The sequence below is a fragment of the Roseibacillus ishigakijimensis genome, assembly GCF_016595415.1.
Lineage (GTDB): Bacteria > Verrucomicrobiota > Verrucomicrobiia > Verrucomicrobiales > Akkermansiaceae > Roseibacillus > Roseibacillus ishigakijimensis.
This window is the reverse complement of sequence record NZ_JAENIO010000004.1, coordinates 36,345-54,671: the sequence shown is the minus strand read 5'-3', so window position 1 is coordinate 54,671 and position 18,327 is coordinate 36,345. Positions and strand designations below refer to the sequence as shown.

Annotated in this window: 14 protein-coding genes; 7 read left to right on the top strand and 7 right to left on the bottom strand. The window is 59.4% G+C overall.

What is annotated here, in order from left to right:
* Positions 1 to 71: 71 nt before the first annotated feature.
* Positions 72 to 1,256 carry an enoyl-ACP reductase FabV gene (gene fabV, locus JIN78_RS02445; RefSeq protein ID WP_200390344.1) on the bottom strand — a complete coding sequence of 395 codons (1,185 nt, stop codon included), beginning with the start codon at positions 1,254 to 1,256 and terminating at the stop codon, positions 72 to 74.
* A 198-nt stretch (positions 1,257 to 1,454) separates the two neighbouring features.
* On the opposite strand from fabV, the gene JIN78_RS02440 reads away from it, so the two are divergent.
* A complete protein-coding gene (locus tag JIN78_RS02440) occupies positions 1,455 to 2,867 on the top strand; it encodes a sulfatase family protein (RefSeq protein ID WP_200390343.1) in 1,413 nt (470 codons plus the stop codon).
* 31 nt (positions 2,868 to 2,898) lie between these two features.
* Here JIN78_RS02440 and JIN78_RS02435 read toward each other — a convergent pair whose 3' ends face one another.
* Positions 2,899 to 3,954, bottom strand: coding sequence for a hypothetical protein (locus tag JIN78_RS02435; protein ID WP_200390342.1), 1,056 nt, complete (start codon positions 3,952 to 3,954; stop codon positions 2,899 to 2,901).
* Between the two features lie 123 nt (positions 3,955 to 4,077).
* On the opposite strand from JIN78_RS02435, the gene JIN78_RS02430 reads away from it, so the two are divergent.
* Positions 4,078 to 4,911 (top strand): alpha/beta hydrolase, encoded by an 834-nt coding sequence (locus tag JIN78_RS02430; protein ID WP_200390341.1) that lies wholly within the window; start codon positions 4,078 to 4,080, stop codon positions 4,909 to 4,911.
* Positions 4,912 to 4,932: 21 nt separating this feature from the next.
* On the opposite strand, the gene JIN78_RS02425 is transcribed toward JIN78_RS02430, so the two are convergent.
* The gene (locus tag JIN78_RS02425; protein ID WP_200390340.1) at positions 4,933 to 7,074 is read right to left on the bottom strand and encodes a choice-of-anchor L domain-containing protein; all 2,142 of its coding nucleotides are present in this window, start codon (positions 7,072 to 7,074) and stop codon (positions 4,933 to 4,935) included.
* 278 nt (positions 7,075 to 7,352) lie between these two features.
* Between JIN78_RS02425 and JIN78_RS02420 the strand changes: the two genes are divergently transcribed.
* Both JIN78_RS02420 and JIN78_RS02415 read left to right on the top strand, forming a co-directional pair.
* Positions 7,353 to 8,639 carry a hypothetical protein gene (locus JIN78_RS02420; RefSeq protein ID WP_200390339.1) on the top strand — a complete coding sequence of 429 codons (1,287 nt, stop codon included), beginning with the start codon at positions 7,353 to 7,355 and terminating at the stop codon, positions 8,637 to 8,639.
* 142 nt (positions 8,640 to 8,781) lie between these two features.
* On the top strand, positions 8,782 to 10,158 hold the full coding sequence (locus JIN78_RS02415; RefSeq protein ID WP_200390338.1) for a sulfatase: 1,377 nt from the start codon (positions 8,782 to 8,784) through the stop codon (positions 10,156 to 10,158).
* A 74-nt stretch (positions 10,159 to 10,232) separates the two neighbouring features.
* Here the strand turns inward: JIN78_RS02415 and asnB are convergent, their stop codons facing one another.
* Entirely contained in the window at positions 10,233 to 12,197 is a 1,965-nt protein-coding gene (gene asnB / locus JIN78_RS02410; RefSeq protein ID WP_200390337.1) for an asparagine synthase (glutamine-hydrolyzing), read from the bottom strand.
* 83 nt (positions 12,198 to 12,280) lie between these two features.
* Between asnB and JIN78_RS02405 the strand changes: the two genes are divergently transcribed.
* Complete coding sequence (locus JIN78_RS02405) at positions 12,281 to 12,604, top strand: four helix bundle protein (protein WP_200390336.1); 324 nt, start codon at positions 12,281 to 12,283, stop codon at positions 12,602 to 12,604.
* Between the two features lie 31 nt (positions 12,605 to 12,635).
* On the opposite strand, the gene JIN78_RS02400 is transcribed toward JIN78_RS02405, so the two are convergent.
* The 3 genes from JIN78_RS02400 to JIN78_RS02390 all read right to left on the bottom strand — a co-directional run bounded on the left by JIN78_RS02400 (position 12,636) and on the right by JIN78_RS02390 (position 15,631).
* A complete protein-coding gene (locus JIN78_RS02400; RefSeq protein ID WP_200390335.1) occupies positions 12,636 to 13,727 on the bottom strand; it encodes an aspartate/ornithine carbamoyltransferase family protein in 1,092 nt (363 codons plus the stop codon).
* A 145-nt stretch (positions 13,728 to 13,872) separates the two neighbouring features.
* Positions 13,873 to 15,291: a sodium:solute symporter family transporter gene (locus JIN78_RS02395; RefSeq protein WP_200390334.1), complete on the bottom strand. Its 1,419-nt coding sequence runs from the start codon at positions 15,289 to 15,291 to the stop codon at positions 13,873 to 13,875.
* 7 nt (positions 15,292 to 15,298) lie between these two features.
* The gene (locus JIN78_RS02390) at positions 15,299 to 15,631 is read right to left on the bottom strand and encodes a fibronectin type III domain-containing protein (RefSeq protein ID WP_200390333.1); all 333 of its coding nucleotides are present in this window, start codon (positions 15,629 to 15,631) and stop codon (positions 15,299 to 15,301) included.
* A 364-nt stretch (positions 15,632 to 15,995) separates the two neighbouring features.
* On the opposite strand from JIN78_RS02390, the gene tdh reads away from it, so the two are divergent.
* Together tdh and kbl are read left to right on the top strand one after the other, a co-directional pair.
* Positions 15,996 to 17,021: an L-threonine 3-dehydrogenase gene (gene tdh / locus JIN78_RS02385; RefSeq protein WP_200390332.1), complete on the top strand. Its 1,026-nt coding sequence runs from the start codon at positions 15,996 to 15,998 to the stop codon at positions 17,019 to 17,021.
* 36 nt (positions 17,022 to 17,057) lie between these two features.
* Positions 17,058 to 18,233 (top strand): glycine C-acetyltransferase, encoded by a 1,176-nt coding sequence (gene kbl / locus JIN78_RS02380; protein ID WP_200390331.1) that lies wholly within the window; start codon positions 17,058 to 17,060, stop codon positions 18,231 to 18,233.
* The last annotated feature ends 94 nt before the right edge of the window (positions 18,234 to 18,327 follow it).

Genomic DNA, 18,327 nt, shown 5'->3' with positions numbered 1-18,327 from the left:
GGGGTGATTCCCAAGGATGAACCGGGAGCCACCATCCGCATCTTTGCGATCGGTTTTTGGGGAAAGCCTCCTTAACTCGGCAGGGGGCGCTCGGTGTGGGTCTCGGCCTCGTAGTTGACGCCGGCGAGGCCGAAGCCAAAGAGCTTGAGGAACTCGGCCTGGTAGCCGGCAAAGTCGGTCTCGCTGGCGAGGTTTTCGGTGGAGATGTTTTCCCAGACTTTCATCACCTCGGCTTGCACGTCCTCGCGCATTTCCCAATCGTCGATACGGATGCGGCCCTTCTCGTCCAACTGGGGACCATTGGGGCCGCAGTAGTGGTCGGCGAAGAGGCGCTGGATTTGCTCGATTGTTCCCTCGTGCAGCCCCTTCTCTTTCATGATTTTGTAGAGAATGGAAATGTAGAGGGGCACCACCGGGATGGCGGAGCTGGCCTGGGTGACGAGAGCTTTGTTGACCGAGACCAGGGCGGTCTGCGCGCCGAATTGCTCGTTCATGGCGGCGGCAGTTTGTTCCAAATGCTCCTTGGCCCGACCGATGGTGCCATCGGTGTAGACGGCCCAGGTGATTTCCGGCCCGATGTAGGAGTAGGCCACGGTGCGGAAGCCTTCGGCCAGCACGCCGGCCTCCTTCAGGGCCTCGATCCAGAGCTGCCAATCTTCGCCGCCCATCACCTTCACGGTGGCTGCAATTTCTTCTTCGCTGGCGGACTCGATGGTCACTTTCTCCACCTCGCCCTTGTCGGTATTCAGGGTGTGCTGGGTGTAGGTGTCGCCGGTGGGCTTGAGCACGGAGCGGTAGGTCTCACCGGTGGCGGGGTCGGTGCGGCGGGGAGAGGCCAGCGAGTAGACCACCATGTCCACTTGACCGAGGTCCTCCTTGATGGCGGCGATGACCTGCTCCTTCATTTCGGTGGAAAAGGCGTCACCATTGAAGCTGCGGGCGTAGAGCCCTTCCTCCTTGGCGGCTTCCTCGAAGGCCACGCTGTTATACCAGCCGGGCGATCCGGGCTTTTTCTCGGTGCCTTCTTTCTCGAAAAAGACCCCCATGGTGGCGGCCCCTCCTCCGAAGGCGGGCACGATGCGCGAAGCGAGCCCGTAACCCGTCGAGGAGCCGATCACGAGCACCTTCTGGGGAGCATTGTCCAGCTTGGGCTGGCTTTTGACATAGGCGATTTGCTCCTGCACGTGGGCCGCGCAACCATCGGGGTGCGAGGTGGTGCAGATGAATCCACGGATCTTGGGCTTGATAACGGGCATAGGGGCCGACTTTGCCCAGCGGGGCGTCATTTGGCAAGTGTTGGAAAATCACGATTCGCGTTCCCGGGCAGGGCTTTTCGGGAAACTGCCTTGCGAAGGGACATTTCTCGTGATGGGGTGTTCCAATCGCCCGGAATCCCGCGCATTGTTAGTATGAACTTTCTTCCGACCCCGATCTCTTCTTGGACAAAAAGCCTGTTGCGAGCGAAGCGGCCCTGCTCCGGTGCATCCCTTCTCCGGCAGGCCGGACTCCTGCTGGCGGCTTTTCTTTCTCCTCTCTCCCCGGCGGTGGCGGAGACCTCCCAAGCGCGGGTGAAGCCGAATTTCATCATTATTCTGACTGATGATCAGGGTTATCAGGACTTGGGATGCTTTGGCTCTCCCAATATCCGGACGCAACGAGTCGACCAGATGGCGCGGGAAGGGCGCAAGTTCACCAATTTTTATGCGCAAACGGTTTGTGGTCCCGCTCGCGTTTCCCTTCTGACTGGTTCCTATCCGATGAGAACGGAGTGGGCCGGGCACGATGACGGACAGATTCCACATCCCGCGATTTCCTTGCAGGAGGTGACTCTCGCCGAGCTTCTCAAACCCCTGGGCTATCGCACCGGGATGGCGGGCAAGTGGGACCTCTCGGGACGGAAGGATGCCTTTCGGGTTGCGCTCGGCCCACACAATCAGGGATTCGAGACCACCTTTTGGGCTGAGACCAGTGATTGCCGGAACATCCGGGTGGGGGAGGAAGTGGTGCGCAGGAAGCCCCCGCGCGCAAGTCTGACAAAGCTCTTTACCGAGAAGGCTCTCGACTTCATTGAGGAGCATCAGGAGGAGCCCTTTTTCTTTTACTTGGCACATCCCATGCCGCACACCCCCATCGATGCTTCTCCCGCTTTCAAGGGAAAGTCTGCGGAAGGACTTTATGGGGACGTCATCGAGGAGCTGGACTTCCATACCGGGCGGGTGCTGGACAAGCTGCGGGAGCTCGGATTGGATGAGCGCACCTACCTCATCTACACCAGCGACAATGGACCCTGGTGGCGCCAGGGGAAGAATGGTGGGCATTGCCATCCCTTGCGCGGGGCCAAAACGAGCACTTACGAAGGCGGTCTTCGCGTGCCCTTTGTCATTCGGGCACCGGGGCGGATCCCCGCTGGAACCACCTGTCATCAGCTGGCCGCCACCATCGACTTGCTTCCTTCTCTGGTGCGACTGGCGGGAGGAGAGATTCCTACCGATCGCGTGATTGACGGGTTGGATCTCACAAGTCAATTCCATGGGGAGGACCGCGAAAGGATGCGTCCTTATTTTTATTACCAGCATCAGGCTCTGCGCGCGGTGCGCGAGGGGGACTGGAAGCTCCATCTTCCCCATTCGGAGCTCGATAAGACCAAGGAAGGAGAAAGCTGGCTCAGTCATGTCCCCGAAGAGGACCGCCCTTATCTCAAGGAGTTGACCCTCTACAATCTGAGCAAGGACATCGGGGAGACCACAAATGTGGCTGCCGACCATCCCGAGGTGGTTGCGCGACTGAAAGCTTACCTGGATTTTGCCCAAGAAGACATTGGGTCCCACGATTTTATTGGCAAAAACTCCCGGAGACGATCGCGCTGAGGGAGGTGAGGGTGTTCAGTCCCCCGTAGATTCACCGATTTCCTTCTGCGTGCGAGGAGGCTGCTTCGGCGCGCTGCGCGACGACTTCCAGGATGGTGGTCTGGATTTCCTTCATGATGACCCGGCTCCACCACTCGGCATAGCGATTGAAATGGGAGCCCAGGCGGTGGCGGCTAGTGAGGTGGAGGCGGCACTGATGAGGGTCGAGGGCTTCAATTTCATATTTGCCATCCAAGACATCATAGAAGCGGCCGCCGACGATGATGTGCTCGTCGAAGGCATTGGCGGGAATGAAGGCGGGGTCGGCTTCGATGCTGAAGGAGAGGCTCTGGGGGGGATTCCAGGTGTCGATGACCTCGAAAAAGCTGACCTCCCGCTCGAAGGTCGCGATGCGTTTGCCGCCGACGCCGTGGTGATCGAGGGTGGCGGCCCGGGGGCGGGGAAAGCCGAGTTGATAGATCCAGGAATTGCGGATCTCGTCCTGCTGGATTTCCGGCACGCTGGCGATTTGGTCCCAGATGACCTCGGCAGGGGCTTGGACGAGGATGCTGTCGTGCATGGTGATCTCTTCAGGAGGGAGGTCGAGCATTTGCTCGATGGGGGCGACGAGATAGGGGAGAAAGAGAAGACTGGAGGAGTAGAACTTGAGACTGGAAGGGCGCATTTGGCGCATCAGCAAGGAGGTGATGACTCCGCCCAAAATGGCCATGGTCATGAGAATGGGAAAGGCCACGATGAGACAAAAAAGAGCCTCCAGATGGGAGATGAGGGCAGCCACGGTGCCAATGATGATGGCCAGAATGGGCATCGCCACGCCCCAGAATGAGACATTGCGGGTGGGGGCGACGAGCATGCCGACGAGGGCCACCAGGGCTCCGAGGACGAAGGGGGTGAGAAAGAGATAGCTCATGCTCACGGGAGTGCCGAAGATCCCTTGCAGCGGCTCGTAGCCCCAGCTCAGGCGGGTCAGGAGGCCGTAGAGCAATCCAATGCCGAGAGCGAGGGGCACCCGCCATTTGGCGAGGGGGTGCCGCACGGGATTTTCCGGCGAAGGCGGAAAGTTTGACGGAGAAAGGGGCTCTCTCATTCGGGTGAGAATCTAGAAAACGCGGTTTCTTTTCACAAGATCTTCTCCTTGCTTTGCCTGCTGATTCGCTTTCCCCTGTAGGGAGGAGGAATGATGGAGAATCCTTTACGAGTCGCTTTCCGGATGACATGGGCCCGCTTGCGGGGGCCGACTTACCGGGACCTCGTTTATGGCGAGGTTGGGGGGAAAGAGCTGCATCTTAACCTCTATCTCCCGGCTTTTTCCCTTCGCAGTTGTCCGCTGGTGATCTCGCTTCATGGCGGCGGCTGGAGCTCGGGGAGCTACGCCAGCCCTGGGGCGGAATGGTTGACGGGCTATGGTTTTGCAGTGGCCAGCGTGCAGTATCGGCTCAGTGGGGAGGCGGTCTTTCCGGCCCAAATCCACGACGTCAAGGGAGCGCTGCGCTGGTTGCGGGCCCGGGCTCCCTACTATGGCTACGATGCACGTCGTATCGGAGCGGTGGGAGTTTCCGCCGGGGGGCATCTGGCGATGTTGGCCGGGGTCTCTGCCGGCCATCCCGAGTTGGAAGGGACGGTGGGCGGCAATGAGGGAGAGGATTCCTCCGTGCAAGCGGTGGTCGATTACTTTGGAGCCAGCGATCTTTTGCTGCGCAGCCGCAGCCAGCCCCGGGCCACCGAGCCCCCGGGCTCGGTGGTGCACAAGCTCCTGGGAGGCGCGGTCAGGGAGCATCCGGAACGGGCTCGCTTGGCCAGCCCGGCCTTTCACGTCCATGCCGCTGCCCCGCCGCTGCTGGTCATCCATGGCGGGAAAGATCCCCAAGTTCTCGTCGATCAAGCGGAACGCATGATTGCTTGTTATCAAGAGAAAGGCCTGACGGTGGAAAGTGAGATTCTTCCGGAGGAAAAGCACGGGGGAGCCCGCTTCTTTTCACCCGCCTGGCAGTACCGCGTCGCCACTTTTTTACGCAAGCATCTGGGGGATTTGTCGAGGTCGTGATCGCGGGCGCTCCCGCCGGGTTTATTTGCCCTCTTCCGACTCTTCCGGGGAGCGGAGAGAGTTTTCTTTGATAAAGAGGGCCGAGTCGTATTGGGCGTCGTCGACATCCGCAATGATGAACTTCATGCGGTAGGTCTGATTGGGGGTGACGAAGACGTGGGACCTCAGCTTGATCGTCATCCCGTCATATTCACAACGAGTGTCGGCTTTCTCCGGGTCCACCCGGGCGAGAATGTCGGAATCGTCCACGTAGAGATGTTCATTTTCCGCGCTCACGTCGTCGGGATTGCAGTCGGATTCCTCGGCGGAGATGCTGGGGTGAATGGAGTGCACGGCCACGATGTCCGAGCAATCGGGCACCATGGATACGAGGACGCCATTAACGGTGATCATAAAGGCATCGTTGTGGCAGCTTGGGTCGGTTCTCTGGGTGACCCATTCCACATATTCTTCCGAGGCAAACTGATACTCGATGTCGATTTGGCTTGAGGAGGGGATGATGTCGAATTCCAGCACGGCGGCATCTTCGGTGCGGAATCCCACCACGCGGTCCTCCAGCTCGGCATTTCCCCCGGTGCGCCATTCGGTGTCGTTGTGGGAGCCTTCATCCTCGTCGCCACTGTTCCAATTGCTTTTGCGGCCGGTGGTGAGCAGGGCGCCTGCGTCCATTTCCAAGCCTGCATCCAGGCCGCCGGAAAAGAGCCCGCTGGAGGCTTCCACACCATGGAAGCGTTCGCTCCCGGGAACGACCGTGACGGAGCTGCCGGCCACGATGGAGCTGACCAGGGAGTGGGCGAGGCCCGAGCTGACGTCCACTTCCAGGTAGTAGGGGAGGCTGGTGTCGCCGTTTTGGTCGCGGGCCACGACCTCAATGACGTGGGTTTTCAGGTCCCAATCCGAGGTGTCGAAGGTGAAGCTCCCTTCGGGGGGAGTGCGGGCGTAGAGGACGCTGCGGGAGGAGAGGATGGTGGCCTCGATACTGGCTAGATCGTCATCGCCATCCGGATCGCTGGCCAGGCAGTGGATGGTGAAGGTGTTGTTGGGCTCCACGACGGTGATGAAGTCGCTCGTAGGTGAGAGGACCTCCAGTTGGGGGCGGGCGTTTCCGCTGGTGACGGTGATGGGATATGACTCGGCGGTCTCCCCCACCGCACCCCGGGAATCATAGGCCTTGGCCGTGATGTGGTGGATGCTCTCGTCCTCGGGAGTGGAAGGATCGTCGTCAAGCCGCAGAAGCTCCACGTAGTTCCCCCGCCGGGTGAGGACATTGTTGCCAAAGGAAAGAACGGCCGGATCGTCGGTTTCAGTCGGGGTGCTGTCGGTCCCGATGAGCTCCCCGTTGGCGTAGAATTCCACCCGGCGCACGGGGTCTCCCTCCACATCTTGGGTCAGCGCGGTGAAGTTGACAAACTGCCGGTTGGGCGAATTCTGCTCCGGCCCGGCGGTGATGGTGACCGTGGGAGGCATGTTGCGGCCCAGGGTGACCTGCCGGATGCTGCTGGCGAAGGCCACTCCCTCCTCATTCAGGGCTGAAGCCTGCAGCTCGAAGACGCCGTTATCATCTCCGGGAGCCACCTCGGCCAACCAGACCGCGCAGCCCCGGATGAATTGGAAGTCATCTTCCTCGTCAAAATCCCGAATCTTTCCCAGTTCCTCCCAAGGCTGATTGGGCGGATGGGTCGCCCGTTTGAAAAGTTGAATCGCGCTGGGCCGCTTAGGGAGAAGGTTCAGGTCAAAGGCGAAGCAAATGCCGTCAATTTCGTCCGACTCGTCGGCTGGGAGGGGAAGGAGGGTGAAGGCGTCGTTGTTTGGCTCTGCCATCTCCCTGACGCGGAAAAACATCCGCTTGGCATTGGTGGCCTTCGATTCCACCACCCGGCTGCCCGTTCCGGCTACTTCCCGGCCCGTCCAGGTCCAGTCTTCCAGATCAGGGCTACTGTCGAGGTAGTAGTGAAAGTTTTCTGCGGTCTTCCAGCTGAGAGAGGGATTGTTGCAATCTCCCTCCACTTCCGGGGCCATTTCTTCTTCCGCCAAAAGGGAAAGAGAGGAGCCTAGCCAGCAAAGAATTAACAGCAGCTCGCGCACCCCCGGAGCAGCAGGGAGGCTCGAGGAAACTGGGCGGGAGAGAGTTGGCTGGGAGGCACTTGCGTGTCGGCTATCCATTCTATCTAAGGGTGGCGAGACGTTAGGCAGGGTCGGGGGGCAGGCAGATTCGAGGTGGGTTGGAAGGCTTGAGTAGAGTGAATCCTGATGGTGAAGGACTTGGCGGCTGGAGAGCACAATGAATCGCGCTCATCGGATGATTGGTTTAATGGGAATAAGGTAATCCCGATTCGAAAGCGATCAAATCTCGTGAAAAAGAGAGCGCGTTTTTCGCCTGCTGCCACCATGGTAAGCGTTTCTCGTCGACAAGAGATTCTGCGAGAATTAGTTTGGGAGTGATGTCAAAACGATGGCTTGGAGTGGGAATTGTTCTCATGGCGGTGGCCCTTTTTCTCGCATTGAGTGGTGAACGAGCAGATTCTCAAAAAGTCCGCCCGCTCAGCTCTCATGCGGGAAAGTCTTCCCAGCTTCTCACGGAGGGGCGCAAGACGGCCCAGCAGAGCCGCTTGGATCGGCTGCGAGCGACGGTGGAGCCTTCCCCGAATTTTGAGCCCGGCACGCACGAGGTTGCGGATTTGGTGGAATTCACTATTCCGGAGTTGAAACTGGAGCAGGCGACCTTTGCCGAGGCGCTGGATGCACTTTTGGAGGAATACACTTTCATCAGCTTGCGCACTCAACAGGAGCCGCTCGACTTTCGTCCCCAGGTTCCCGCTGGACTCGATGAGCGTCAGGATATTCTGATGACCAACCGCTCCTTTTCTCAAGTGCTGCAGACCTTGGCCATTGCCTATGGGGTGAAGCTGACTTGGCGTGAAGACGGGCAGTTCGACTTGGTCCGGATCGAGGATTTGGCCGTTGCTAGCGAAGAGGAGTTGGTGACGAGAACGTGGACCGTGCCGCCGACTTTGAAGACAGACCTACACGAGCTATTCTTTCGGGCGAATGAAGGTCAGTTTCCGATTACTTCCGAAGAGCAGGCCTCGCTGGATGCCATGTTCAAGCGGCTTGGTTGGTTGAGAGGAGCAGGCGAGCAGGCGGAATTTGATAGCTCTCACGGAATGGTTACAGTTCGCGCCGCCCCATCGGCACTTGACGAGATTGATGGCTTCACCAGCTCATTGCTTAGAACAGTATTTTATCAACAGCTTGTTGTGGGTGAGATGGTCTATGCCGAGCAAGAGATCCCGGCTTTGGAGCGAGGATTTCTAACTCGGGAGGACTTGCAGAATGATTTTTCAGCAGAGGGACAGGTGTTTCCTCTCCCCAGTGTGGTGACCGCTGCCGGGCCCCCAGCTGAAATCCAATCGATAGAGGGTGACCCGAATGGGGATTGGAAAGGTTTGCGCCTTTCGGTCGCAGCCGGTGGCTTCGGCTTTGGCTCTCAAGGGGATTTTCGATTTGAGTATCGCCCGGGAGGAAGTCCGATTCAGTTGGGGGAAGGTTCAACTTTCGCGCTCAGCAGTGCGGCGGTTGCGGAGTATCGCGACATTGCGCCACCTCAGCGTCATGCCTTGGTCGAGCGAATCTCGACCGACCAAGGCTACCTCTACTTGGTGATCTCCTCGACGACGATTGATGCCAGTGGACGGCCCAAGTATCCCGAGGATTTGGTGGGGGAGTAGTTTCTTTTGCCAGCAAGCAATGCTCCTGGTTTGGAGCTGGCCTTGGCGCAGTCGGCTTTTGCAACACAGGGTGACCGAAAGGCGAGAGGGGGGTGCTGACAAATGTGAGCGTCGGGAGAAGTAGTGGGTGGGAATGAAGGTGATGGCTCGAATCGTGATCCTGCTGCTGGTTGGAGTTCTTGTTTCGGTCGCCGAGGAGGAGACGAGACCCAATGTGCTCTTCATCGCGGTGGATGATCTCAATGATTGGGCGGGCTACCGGGGGGATGAGCAGGTGATCTCGCCCCACATGGATGGGCTCGCAGAGGAAGGCGTCTGGTTTTCGCGCGCCTACTGCCAGTATCCCGTCTGTGGACCTTCGCGAGCCAGCGTGATGGGGGGCATTTACTACCACCAGTATCAGTCGCAAAAGCTGCAAATGGACGACGAGGTGGTGGCCGAGAAGTTGCACGCGAGGGGTTCTGCTCTGTTGCACGAACGCTTCAAGGAAGCGGGCTACACGACCATGGCGGTGGGGAAAATCCTCCACAAACATCTCCCTGCCGAGCACCTCGACCTCTCCGGCGGGCGGGGCGGCTGGGGCACCTATCGCGATGAGGATGGCGGGCGGCGCAAGTTGCAGTGGAAAAGCCAGAAAACCCTCACTGACTGGGGGCGCTCCCCGACTCCGGAGCCGAAGATGAGTGACTCCAAGGCGGCGGCGTGGGCGGCTGCGCGGCTGGGGGAGGAGCACGAGGAGCCTTTTCTGCTCATGGTCGGCTTTCTGCGCCCCCATGTGCCTTGGTATGTGCCGCAGGAGTATTTCGACCGCTATGATCGGGAAAAGATTCAGCTGCCGCCTTATCGTGCGGACGACCTCGCTGATGTCCCGGCGGCAGGGCGCGCAACTCTCAATGAGGGCTATCCCCGCACCGAGTGGGCGCAGGAGGAGGACCAGTGGCGTGACATCGTGCAGGCTTACCTGGCCAGCATCACCTTCGTGGATGATAAGATTGGGCAAGTGTTGCAGGCGCTGGAGGCCAGCCCCTACCGCGACAACACCATTGTGGTGCTCTGGTCGGACCATGGCTATCATCTGGGGGAAAAGAACACCTTCCAGAAGCACACCCTCTGGGAGCGTTCCGCCCTTTCTCCGCTTATTATCAAGGTGCCCGAGGCCGATGATCGTAAAATTGCACCGGGCAAGTGCGAGCGGGTGGTGAGTTTGCTCGATCTCTATCCCACTTTGCTCGAACTCTGTGGCTTGCCGGCCAATAAAAAGGCGGAAGGCCGGAGTCTGGTCCCTCTTTTGGAAAACAAAACCGCGACTTGGGATCATCCCGCGCTGACTTATCGCAAGGATGGCGGGCGCTCCTTGCGGGACGAACGCTACCGCTACATTGTCTACGGGGATGGCTCGGAGGAGCTCTATGATCACGAGACCGATCCGAACGAATGGCACAATTTGGCGGAGGAGAATGAGGCGGGAGAGATTCTCGGCCGCATGCGGAAAAAATTGGCCGCCGCACACGTCGAGTGAGGGGGCGGGGCGGACAAAAAAAGGTGCCGGCGGAACCGGCACCCTGTGACAGAGTGGAATGAGCACCTCTCTTCCTACGCCACAAATTGGTGGTGCAGAATGTGGAGGCAGAGGAGGTGGTTGAGGAGAGCGTCTTTGCGGACGAGGGAAGTGGGGTCGGTGTCAGCGCGGTAGGCGTTGAGGAATTGCGTCACGCGCTCGGGGGAAAGGAGTCCGGCATCGCGCACGGTGTCCTCGTTGAGGAAGCTGCTGATGAGCTCGCCGACCTTGGCCTTTTTCGACTCGTCGGTGTGGGCGGGCGGAGCCATGAAGGCGAATTTTTCCCGCTTGTAGAGGACCTCGGGAAGCACGCCTTTGACCGCTTCGCGCAGGATGTGTTTCTCGGTATTGCCCTTGATGCGCAGGCTGGGTGGCACGTCCACGGCGGCGGCGGCGAGGTGGTGATCGAGGAAGGGAGGACGGGATTCCATGGAGTTGGCCATGTCCACCCGGTCGCCGCCCCAGTTCAGGATCTGGCCTTCCAGCTGGCACTTCGACCAGGTGTATTGCGCGATGTCGAGGGGATGGCGGCCTTCTAACATCGAGCCGTCAATGCGGTCGGCGATGGCCTCAATGGGATCGTAGTCGCGCAGCTCGTGGGCGACATCGTCGGCGAGGAGCGGACGGGCAATGTCGAGGGTGTCCATCCAGGGTTGCAGCCAGGAGGGGGTGAAGCCGCAAAGCCCCATCCAAGCCGGGTGGGTGCGCTCGTTTTCGGAAAGAATGGCTCCTTTGAAAAGGCTGTTGGTGCGCTCGAGGGCGGCTTGGTATTCGGCGCGCACGCTGGCGGGCTCGTGGCTGATGCCATGCAAGAACATGTCGCGCTTGAGGGCGGGGTAGCCGGCAAAGAGTTCGTCCGCGCCCTCGCCCGTGACGACGCAGCGGTAGCCGGATTCCCACACGGTCTTGGACATCAGATTCTTCGCCACGCCGAGGGTGTTGTAGAAGGTGCGCTCGGCGTGCCAAACGGTGTCGATGTAGTTCTGGCCGTAGAGATCCTCGGCTTTCAGGTTGATGACGTGCTGGTCGGCGTTCATGGACTCGGCCATTTCCTTCGCAATGGGAGCCTCGTCGTATTGGTCGTCGTCGAAGGAGATGGTGTAGGCCTTCACCGGGCTCTGCATGGCACCACTAGCAAGGCCGAGGATGCAACAGGAGTCGATGCCGCCGGAGAGGTAGGAGCCTACGGGAACATCGGCTTCGAGGCGCTTGACGATGGCGTCGATGAGCTCGGCGCGGATGCGTTCGACGTGCTCCTCTTCTTCCTTCTCGCTGATCTCCTTGGGGCGTTCTTCTTCGGTGGGAAAGTCGAAGTCCCAGTAGCGTTCCTGCGTGATTTCAAGTGAGCCGTTGCGCTTGCGAATGCGGAGGAAATGACCGGGCGAGAGCGAGTGGACATTCGAAAAAGCACTCATGCCCGGCGCGATGGTCTGCATCAACTGATGGAGAGCGGCCTTGGGGTCGAGCCGGGCCTCTACCTCGGGGTGGGCGAGGACGGCTTTGGCCTCCGAGCCCCAGACGATGGTGTCTTTGTTACCAGAAACGTAGTAGAAAAGAGGTCTCACCCCGAAGCGGTCTCGCGCGAGAATGAGCTCGTCTTCTTTTTGGTCGTAGAGTGCGAAGGCGAATTCGCCGCGAAGGCACTCGAAGAAATCGAGTCCCATCTTGCGGTAGAGTCCGAGCGCAATTTCAGAATCTGACTTGGTGAGAAAGCGTTGCCCCTCCGCCATCAGGGTGGAGCGGTAGCGCTTGAAGTCATAGAACTCGCCATTGACGGTGAGATAGTGGCTCTTGTCGGGCGTAAAGAGAGGCTGCGCTCCGTGCTCGAAATCGTTAATGATAAGCCGCGAGTGTCCTAGGGCGAGTCCGCGCTCCCGATCGAGGTGTTGATTGAAGGCATCGGGACCCCGGTGTTTGATCGTCTCCAATTGGGCATTGACGATGTCGGGAGCATTTTCAGTGAGGCCTTTGGTGGTGAAGTATCCGGCGATTCCGCACATGATTTGAGTTTAGAGTTGGGAGTTCAGAGTTTAGAGTGGGTGGGTGGGTGGACCCGAGGACAAAGGAGTTGAGAGAAAGGCTAATGGTTTTTTCGTTACGGTGTCTGGCACTGTATCGGGCTCTGCCGCGAAGTCAGGAATCGAAAGCTTTCGGGGTGCAGATGTTGCGGAGCAGCTCATCGGTGGGAGCCAATCATCGCGAAGCTTGCCGGGCTCGTTCTCAAGCCGAGTTCCTCGCCAAGATGGGGGATTGTTTGAAGGAGTTGGATGAAACAAGCTACTGGCTGGAGTTGATACGGAGGGGTGAACTGATGGCAGCGGAAAGATTGGAGGGTCTTGAGAGGGAAGCCGACGAGCTCATCGCGATTTTCGTGACGGTGGTGAACAAGAATCGTCGAAACTCTTAACTCTGCACTCTTAACTCTGCCATCGAAAGGATTAAAGCGATTCCAAGGGGGGGAGGCTGTCGAGGCGGCCGAGGGTGGCCATCAGGAGGGCCTGGCGGATGAAGACCGCGCCGTGGGCCTGGGAGAAGTAGAGGTTGTGGGGAGTCTTGTCCAAGGAGGTGTCGAGCTCGTCGAGACGGGCGAGGGGATGGAGAATGACCGCATCGGGCTTGAGCGGGCTGTTCGCATCGAGCTTGTAGCGGGCGTCGAGGGACTTGTAGGAGTCGCCCAGGAAGGCGATGGAATTCATGTAAACGACATCGAGGTCCGCGATGGTTTCTTGGATGTCGTTGGTGACCTCATAGGCGATATCGGCTTCGGTGAGGTGGTTGATGACGTCTTCACCGAAGGGGTCGGCCATCTCGGAGATGACGGTCACCTTGGCGATGTGGTCTTTGAAAAGAAGGGAGAGAAGGAGGAAAGATTTCACCGCGCGCATGGAGCCCGGGGTGCCGAGAATGCCGAGGTGGAGCTTGGGGGCTTCGGGGGGCTTGGGAGCGGCCAGTTCGGGTCGCCACTTGAGGAGGGCGAACCAGTCCGCGAGGGCCTGGGTGGGGTGCTCGCCAGAGCCGTTGCCCGCATTGACAAGGGGGATGCGCATGTTCTCGAGGATTTGTTCCGGTGCGGTGGTCTCGGTGTGACGCATGACCACGAGGTCGGCGTAGGCGTTGAACATTTCGCCAATATCGCCCAGGGATTCACCTTTGGCCTGGCCAGTGGTGGTGCCGTCGGCGATGGAGATGACCTTGCCGCCCAGCCGGTGAACCGCGCTTTCGAAGGAGATGCGGGTGCGGGTGGAGGGCTCGAAGAAGGCGGTGACCACGATTTTCCCGTCGAGGGGGTGGTAGGGCCAGACTTCGATTTTTTCCAAAACGGCGGCCAGTTTGCAGAGCTCGGCCACTTGATCGAAGGTGAACTGGGTGGCGCTGAGGATATTGGTTCCGGCCAGCTCTTCCAGGGTGTCGAAATTGACGGGATTGTTGGTGAAAAGGCCGGAGGGCTCGGGGCGAGTGGCCTCGGAATCCACCGGAGGATCGAGGAAGGGCGCTTGTTTGTTCTCGGCGATGGGCAGGTCGTCGTTCATGGTTTACCAGAGGTTTTTATTTTTGAGATCGCGAAAGAAAAGCAAGGCGAGGGCCAGGAAGGCGAGGCTGGTCCAGAGGAGGGAGCCATAGATGATGATCTGCAGAGCAGTGGGTGAAAACATGGTGTTTTTGCGGGGAAAGGAATTAGTGGGCGGAAGGTCGACCGATAAACTTTGCCGTCAAACAGAACAGCATGGAAATAGCCGCCGAGATGAGGGAGGCGGTATACCAGCCGAGCTGGAAATAGGCCCAGAGACCCAGACCAGCGGCGAGCACAATGCCGATGAGGATGGGCAAGCGGGCTGCGTTTTTCCAATAAATGCCTGCGATAACAGGCCAGATGAGAGCGGCAACGAGCGGGCCGGAGGCGTAGAGCACCTTGTAGAGAGGCCAGCGGGGGAGGGCCAGGCTCCAGGCTACCAGACCGGTGCCAATGATGATGTAGGCCGCCATGCGGCGAAAGCGTGCTTCCGGAATTTCGCCTCGGCCCAAATGCTTGGGCACGTCTTTCAGGATCAGGTCGGAGGTGGCGGCCAGCAGCGAGTCGATGGAGGAGGCGATGGAGCAAAAGAGGACAACGAGGATGAGTATACCGGCTGCGGGGCCGAAGCCGGCCTCGGCGAGCACGTGCTGGGCGACGGCAGGGCCGACTTGGTTGGTATTGGTCACGTTCAAGCCCAGTGGACCGGCGGAGAGGGCGATGAAGCCCGCCGCGATGGGGATGGGGAACCAGCAGAATCCCGCCAAAGTGAAGGCCTTGGGAGCCACGCCCTCACGCATGGCAAAGGTGCGCGACCACCAGACATTATTATGGAAGACCTCGCCAAAGCCGAAGAGCATGATGTTGAAGAAGGAGAGGAGAGCCACCGGCATGTAGGTCTGCAGGAGCATGGGCTGGCGCTGGGCGAGGCGCTCGTGGGTGTCGGGGAGATCGAGATTGGTCAGCACCAGCACGCCGGTGAGGACGATGCCGAAGAGGATGATGAGGCTCTGGATAAAGTCCGTGCCCACCACTGCGTAGAGTCCGCCGAAGAGGGTGTAGAGCACGCAGACGAGGAGGATGAGCGACATTCCGGTGTGGTAGGGAATGCCGGTGAGGACTTCGAGCAACTCGCCACCGGCGACCGTCATGGTGACCAGCCAGGCCAGAGAGTAGACGAGGGTGATGACGAGAAAGAGAAGCCACCCGGTTTGGCCATATTTGAGGTGGAAGAAATCGCCAGCGGTCGTGCCTTGGGGCAAAAGCTTGCGAATGCGCACCGCCAAGGGGGCGAAAAGAAAGAGGCCGAAGGAGGCGGTGGCAAAGGCCAGGACGCCCCAGAGCCCCTGGGTGTAGGCGAATTGCGGGGCGACCATGATGGTGTTGGAGGTCACCCAGGTGGCCATCACGGTAGCCGAACCGAGGGCGAGGCCGATGTTCCGTCCGGCGAGGGTGAAGCCTTCCGAGTCCTTGGCCTTGCGCCCCCAATAAATGCCGAGCCCCACCCAGAGAAGACTGAGGAGGATGACAACAGACCAGCCCACAACGGGCGAGACAGAGGCGGTGGTGACAGCGAACAACATCGGAAGCTTAGGGGAGTTCGTCAGGTTGGGAGCGGGAGGACAGATGACCGTGAACGACTGCGCCAGCAGTGGCGAGGACGACCAGGCCACCGAGAATGAGCAGGAGATTCACCTGCCCGCGAGCCATGTATTGGCATTCGACGGTCAAGGGCGGGGACCAGGGGTCGTTTTCCCCGGCCCGCACGCGGAAGATGTGCTCGCCCGCAGCCATGCCGGTGATCACGGTGGTGCGGTCGGTGCCGGGATGGCGCAGGAAGCTCTCCTCCCCCGGTGGCTGGTGCTCGATTTGGAAAGTTTGCTGGGGACCGGCCTCCTCTGTGGGCTCCCAACTCAAGGTCACCGTGCCATTGTCGGTAAAGCGTTCGTCCGCTGGAGGGCTGGTGAAGGTGACCGAGGTCGCTGCAGCCCCGTCCGCGAAGCAGACGATGGCGAGGAGTGTGAGGATGACTTGCGGTCGGAAAATAACGAATGGGTCAGGTCGAATGAAGCTCTTTCGGGCAAAGAGAGCAGCGCCTCAGGGCCGTCCAGCCAAACACAAGAAGAGAGGGATGCAAGGGGTTTCGTGGGAAAAATTTGTGAGATTGTTGGCCGTAAGCCTGCTTGCCTAGCTTCTTAAAGGACTTGAGAAGGGTTCTGAATTCTAGGCTTTTGTGAAAAAGAATTGAATAATTTGTCAATTTCGTTAGGGTGGCCGTGCTCCCGATATGAAAGCACTTCTCAAAGCCGCCGGAGAACCCGGCCTTTCGCTCGTCGATGTCCCTGAGCCGAAAATCGGCAATCGCGAGGTTCTCATCAAGGTGGATCGCACCGGCATCTGCGGCACCGATTTGCACATTTACAATTGGGATGCCTGGGCGCGCAAAACGGTGCCCGCACCCCTCATCATCGGCCACGAGTTTGTGGGTGAAATCGTGGAGGTGGGCTCGCTCGTCGACTACCTGCAGCCGGGCGACCTGGTCTCGGGAGAAGGGCACCTCATCTGTGGGCGCTGCCGCAACTGTCTCGCTGGCCGTCGCCACCTGTGCCGCGATACTGCGGGAGTGGGGGTCAACCACCCTGGAGCCTTTGCGGAATACATTGCTCTTCCGGCCACCAACGTCTGGAAGCACGGGCGCGGCATTTCCCGGGATTTGGCGGCAATTTTCGACCCTTTTGGCAATGCCACCCACACCGCGCTGTCCTTCCCCTTGCTCGGTGAGGACGTGCTCATCACTGGTGCGGGGCCCATCGGCTGTATGGCGGCGGCCATCGCGGTTCACGCGGGTGCCCGCCATGTGGTGGTGACCGATGTCAATTCCCAGCGACTTGACCTCGCGGAGGAGCTGGGAGCGACTCGCACGGTCAATGTGACCCAGGAGAAACTGCCTCAAGTGCAGCAGGACCTTGGCATGACCGAAGGCTTCGATGTCGGCCTTGAGATGTCGGGTAATCCGGCGGCTTTCAATGACCTAATCGACAACATGGCGCACGGGGGCAAGATTGCCCTTCTCGGCATTCCTGATCCTTCAGTCTCCATCGATTGGAACAAGGTCGTTTTCAATGGGCTCCATCTCAAAGGAATCTATGGCCGCGAAATGTATGAGACCTGGTATCAAATGACGACCATGATTCAGTCGGGTCTCGATATTTCGCCTGTCATCACCCACCGCTTGCCTTATCAGGATTTCGAGGAGGGCTTTGCTTTGATGAATGAGGGCTCCTGCGGGAAGGTGATTCTCAATTGGGTTTAAGGACGATTTTTTTGCACTGCTAAAGATAACGAATTTATGTCTCTTTTTGAAAAAGTGGCCGCTCAGTTGGCCGAAATGAAGGAAGCTGGTCTCTACAAAACGGAACGGCTCATCACCACTCCCCAGTCCAATCACATTGCCGTGCCCGGCAGTGGGGAAGTCATCAATCTCTGCGCTAATAATTACTTGGGCCTGGCCAATCATCCCAAAGTCGTGGCTGCTGCGCATCAGGCTCTCGACGAGTGGGGTTTCGGACTCGCCTCGGTGCGCTTCATCTGCGGCACCCAGAGCATTCACCGCGAGTTGGAGCAAAGGCTGGCGGCCTTCTTGGGGGTGGAAGATTGCATTCTTTACTCGAGTTGCTTCGATGCCAATGGCGGTCTTTTTGAGACTATTCTCGGACCCGAGGATGCCGTCATTTCCGACGCCCTCAATCATGCTTCCATCATCGACGGCATTCGTCTCTGCAAAGCCAAGCGCTATCGCTATGCCACCTCCGATATGGCTGATCTCGAGGCCAAGCTGCAGGAAGCGCAAGAGGCCGGGGCGCGTCATATCCTCATTGCCACCGATGGCGTTTTTTCCATGGATGGCTGTTCGGCCAAACTGCCGGAGATCTGCGATTTGGCCGACAAATACGGGGCTCAGATCATGATGGATGAGTGCCATGCCAGTGGTTTCATGGGCCCCACCGGGCGGGGGACCCACGAGCACCATGGGGTGCTCGGTCGCATCGACATCATCACCGGCACCTTGGGGAAAGCGCTAGGCGGAGCCAGCGGCGGCTTCGTGGGAGCTTCTCAAGAGGTCATTGATCTTCTGCGCCAGCGTTCGCGCCCGTATCTTTTCTCTAACAGCATCGCTCCGCCCATCGTGGCGGCCAGCCTGGCAGTGCTCGATCTGCTGGAGGATGAAGGCCCGGCTCTGCGCGAAAAGCTTTGGGAAAATACGCGTTACTTCCGCGAGGAGATGACGGCGGCCGGCTTTGACCTCCTTCCCGGAGACACTCCCATTGTGCCCGTGATGCTCTACGATGCGGTCAAGGCCAAGGACTTGGCGGACGAGTTGCTTCAGCTCGGCCTCTACGTCATTGCCTTCAGTTACCCGGTTGTGCCTCAGGGGCAGGCCCGCATCCGCACTCAAATCTCTGCGGCCCATAGCCGCGAGGATTTGGACCGGGCCATCGCTGCCTTCAAGCAATGTGTGGCTTGAGGCGGCTGGGGCGGAGGCCTTCCCCGTGCCATCCTCCCGGAAAAATGCGGGGTTTCGTTGCTATGCGGGCCGATCCGTGCGAGGCCTTTGGGTA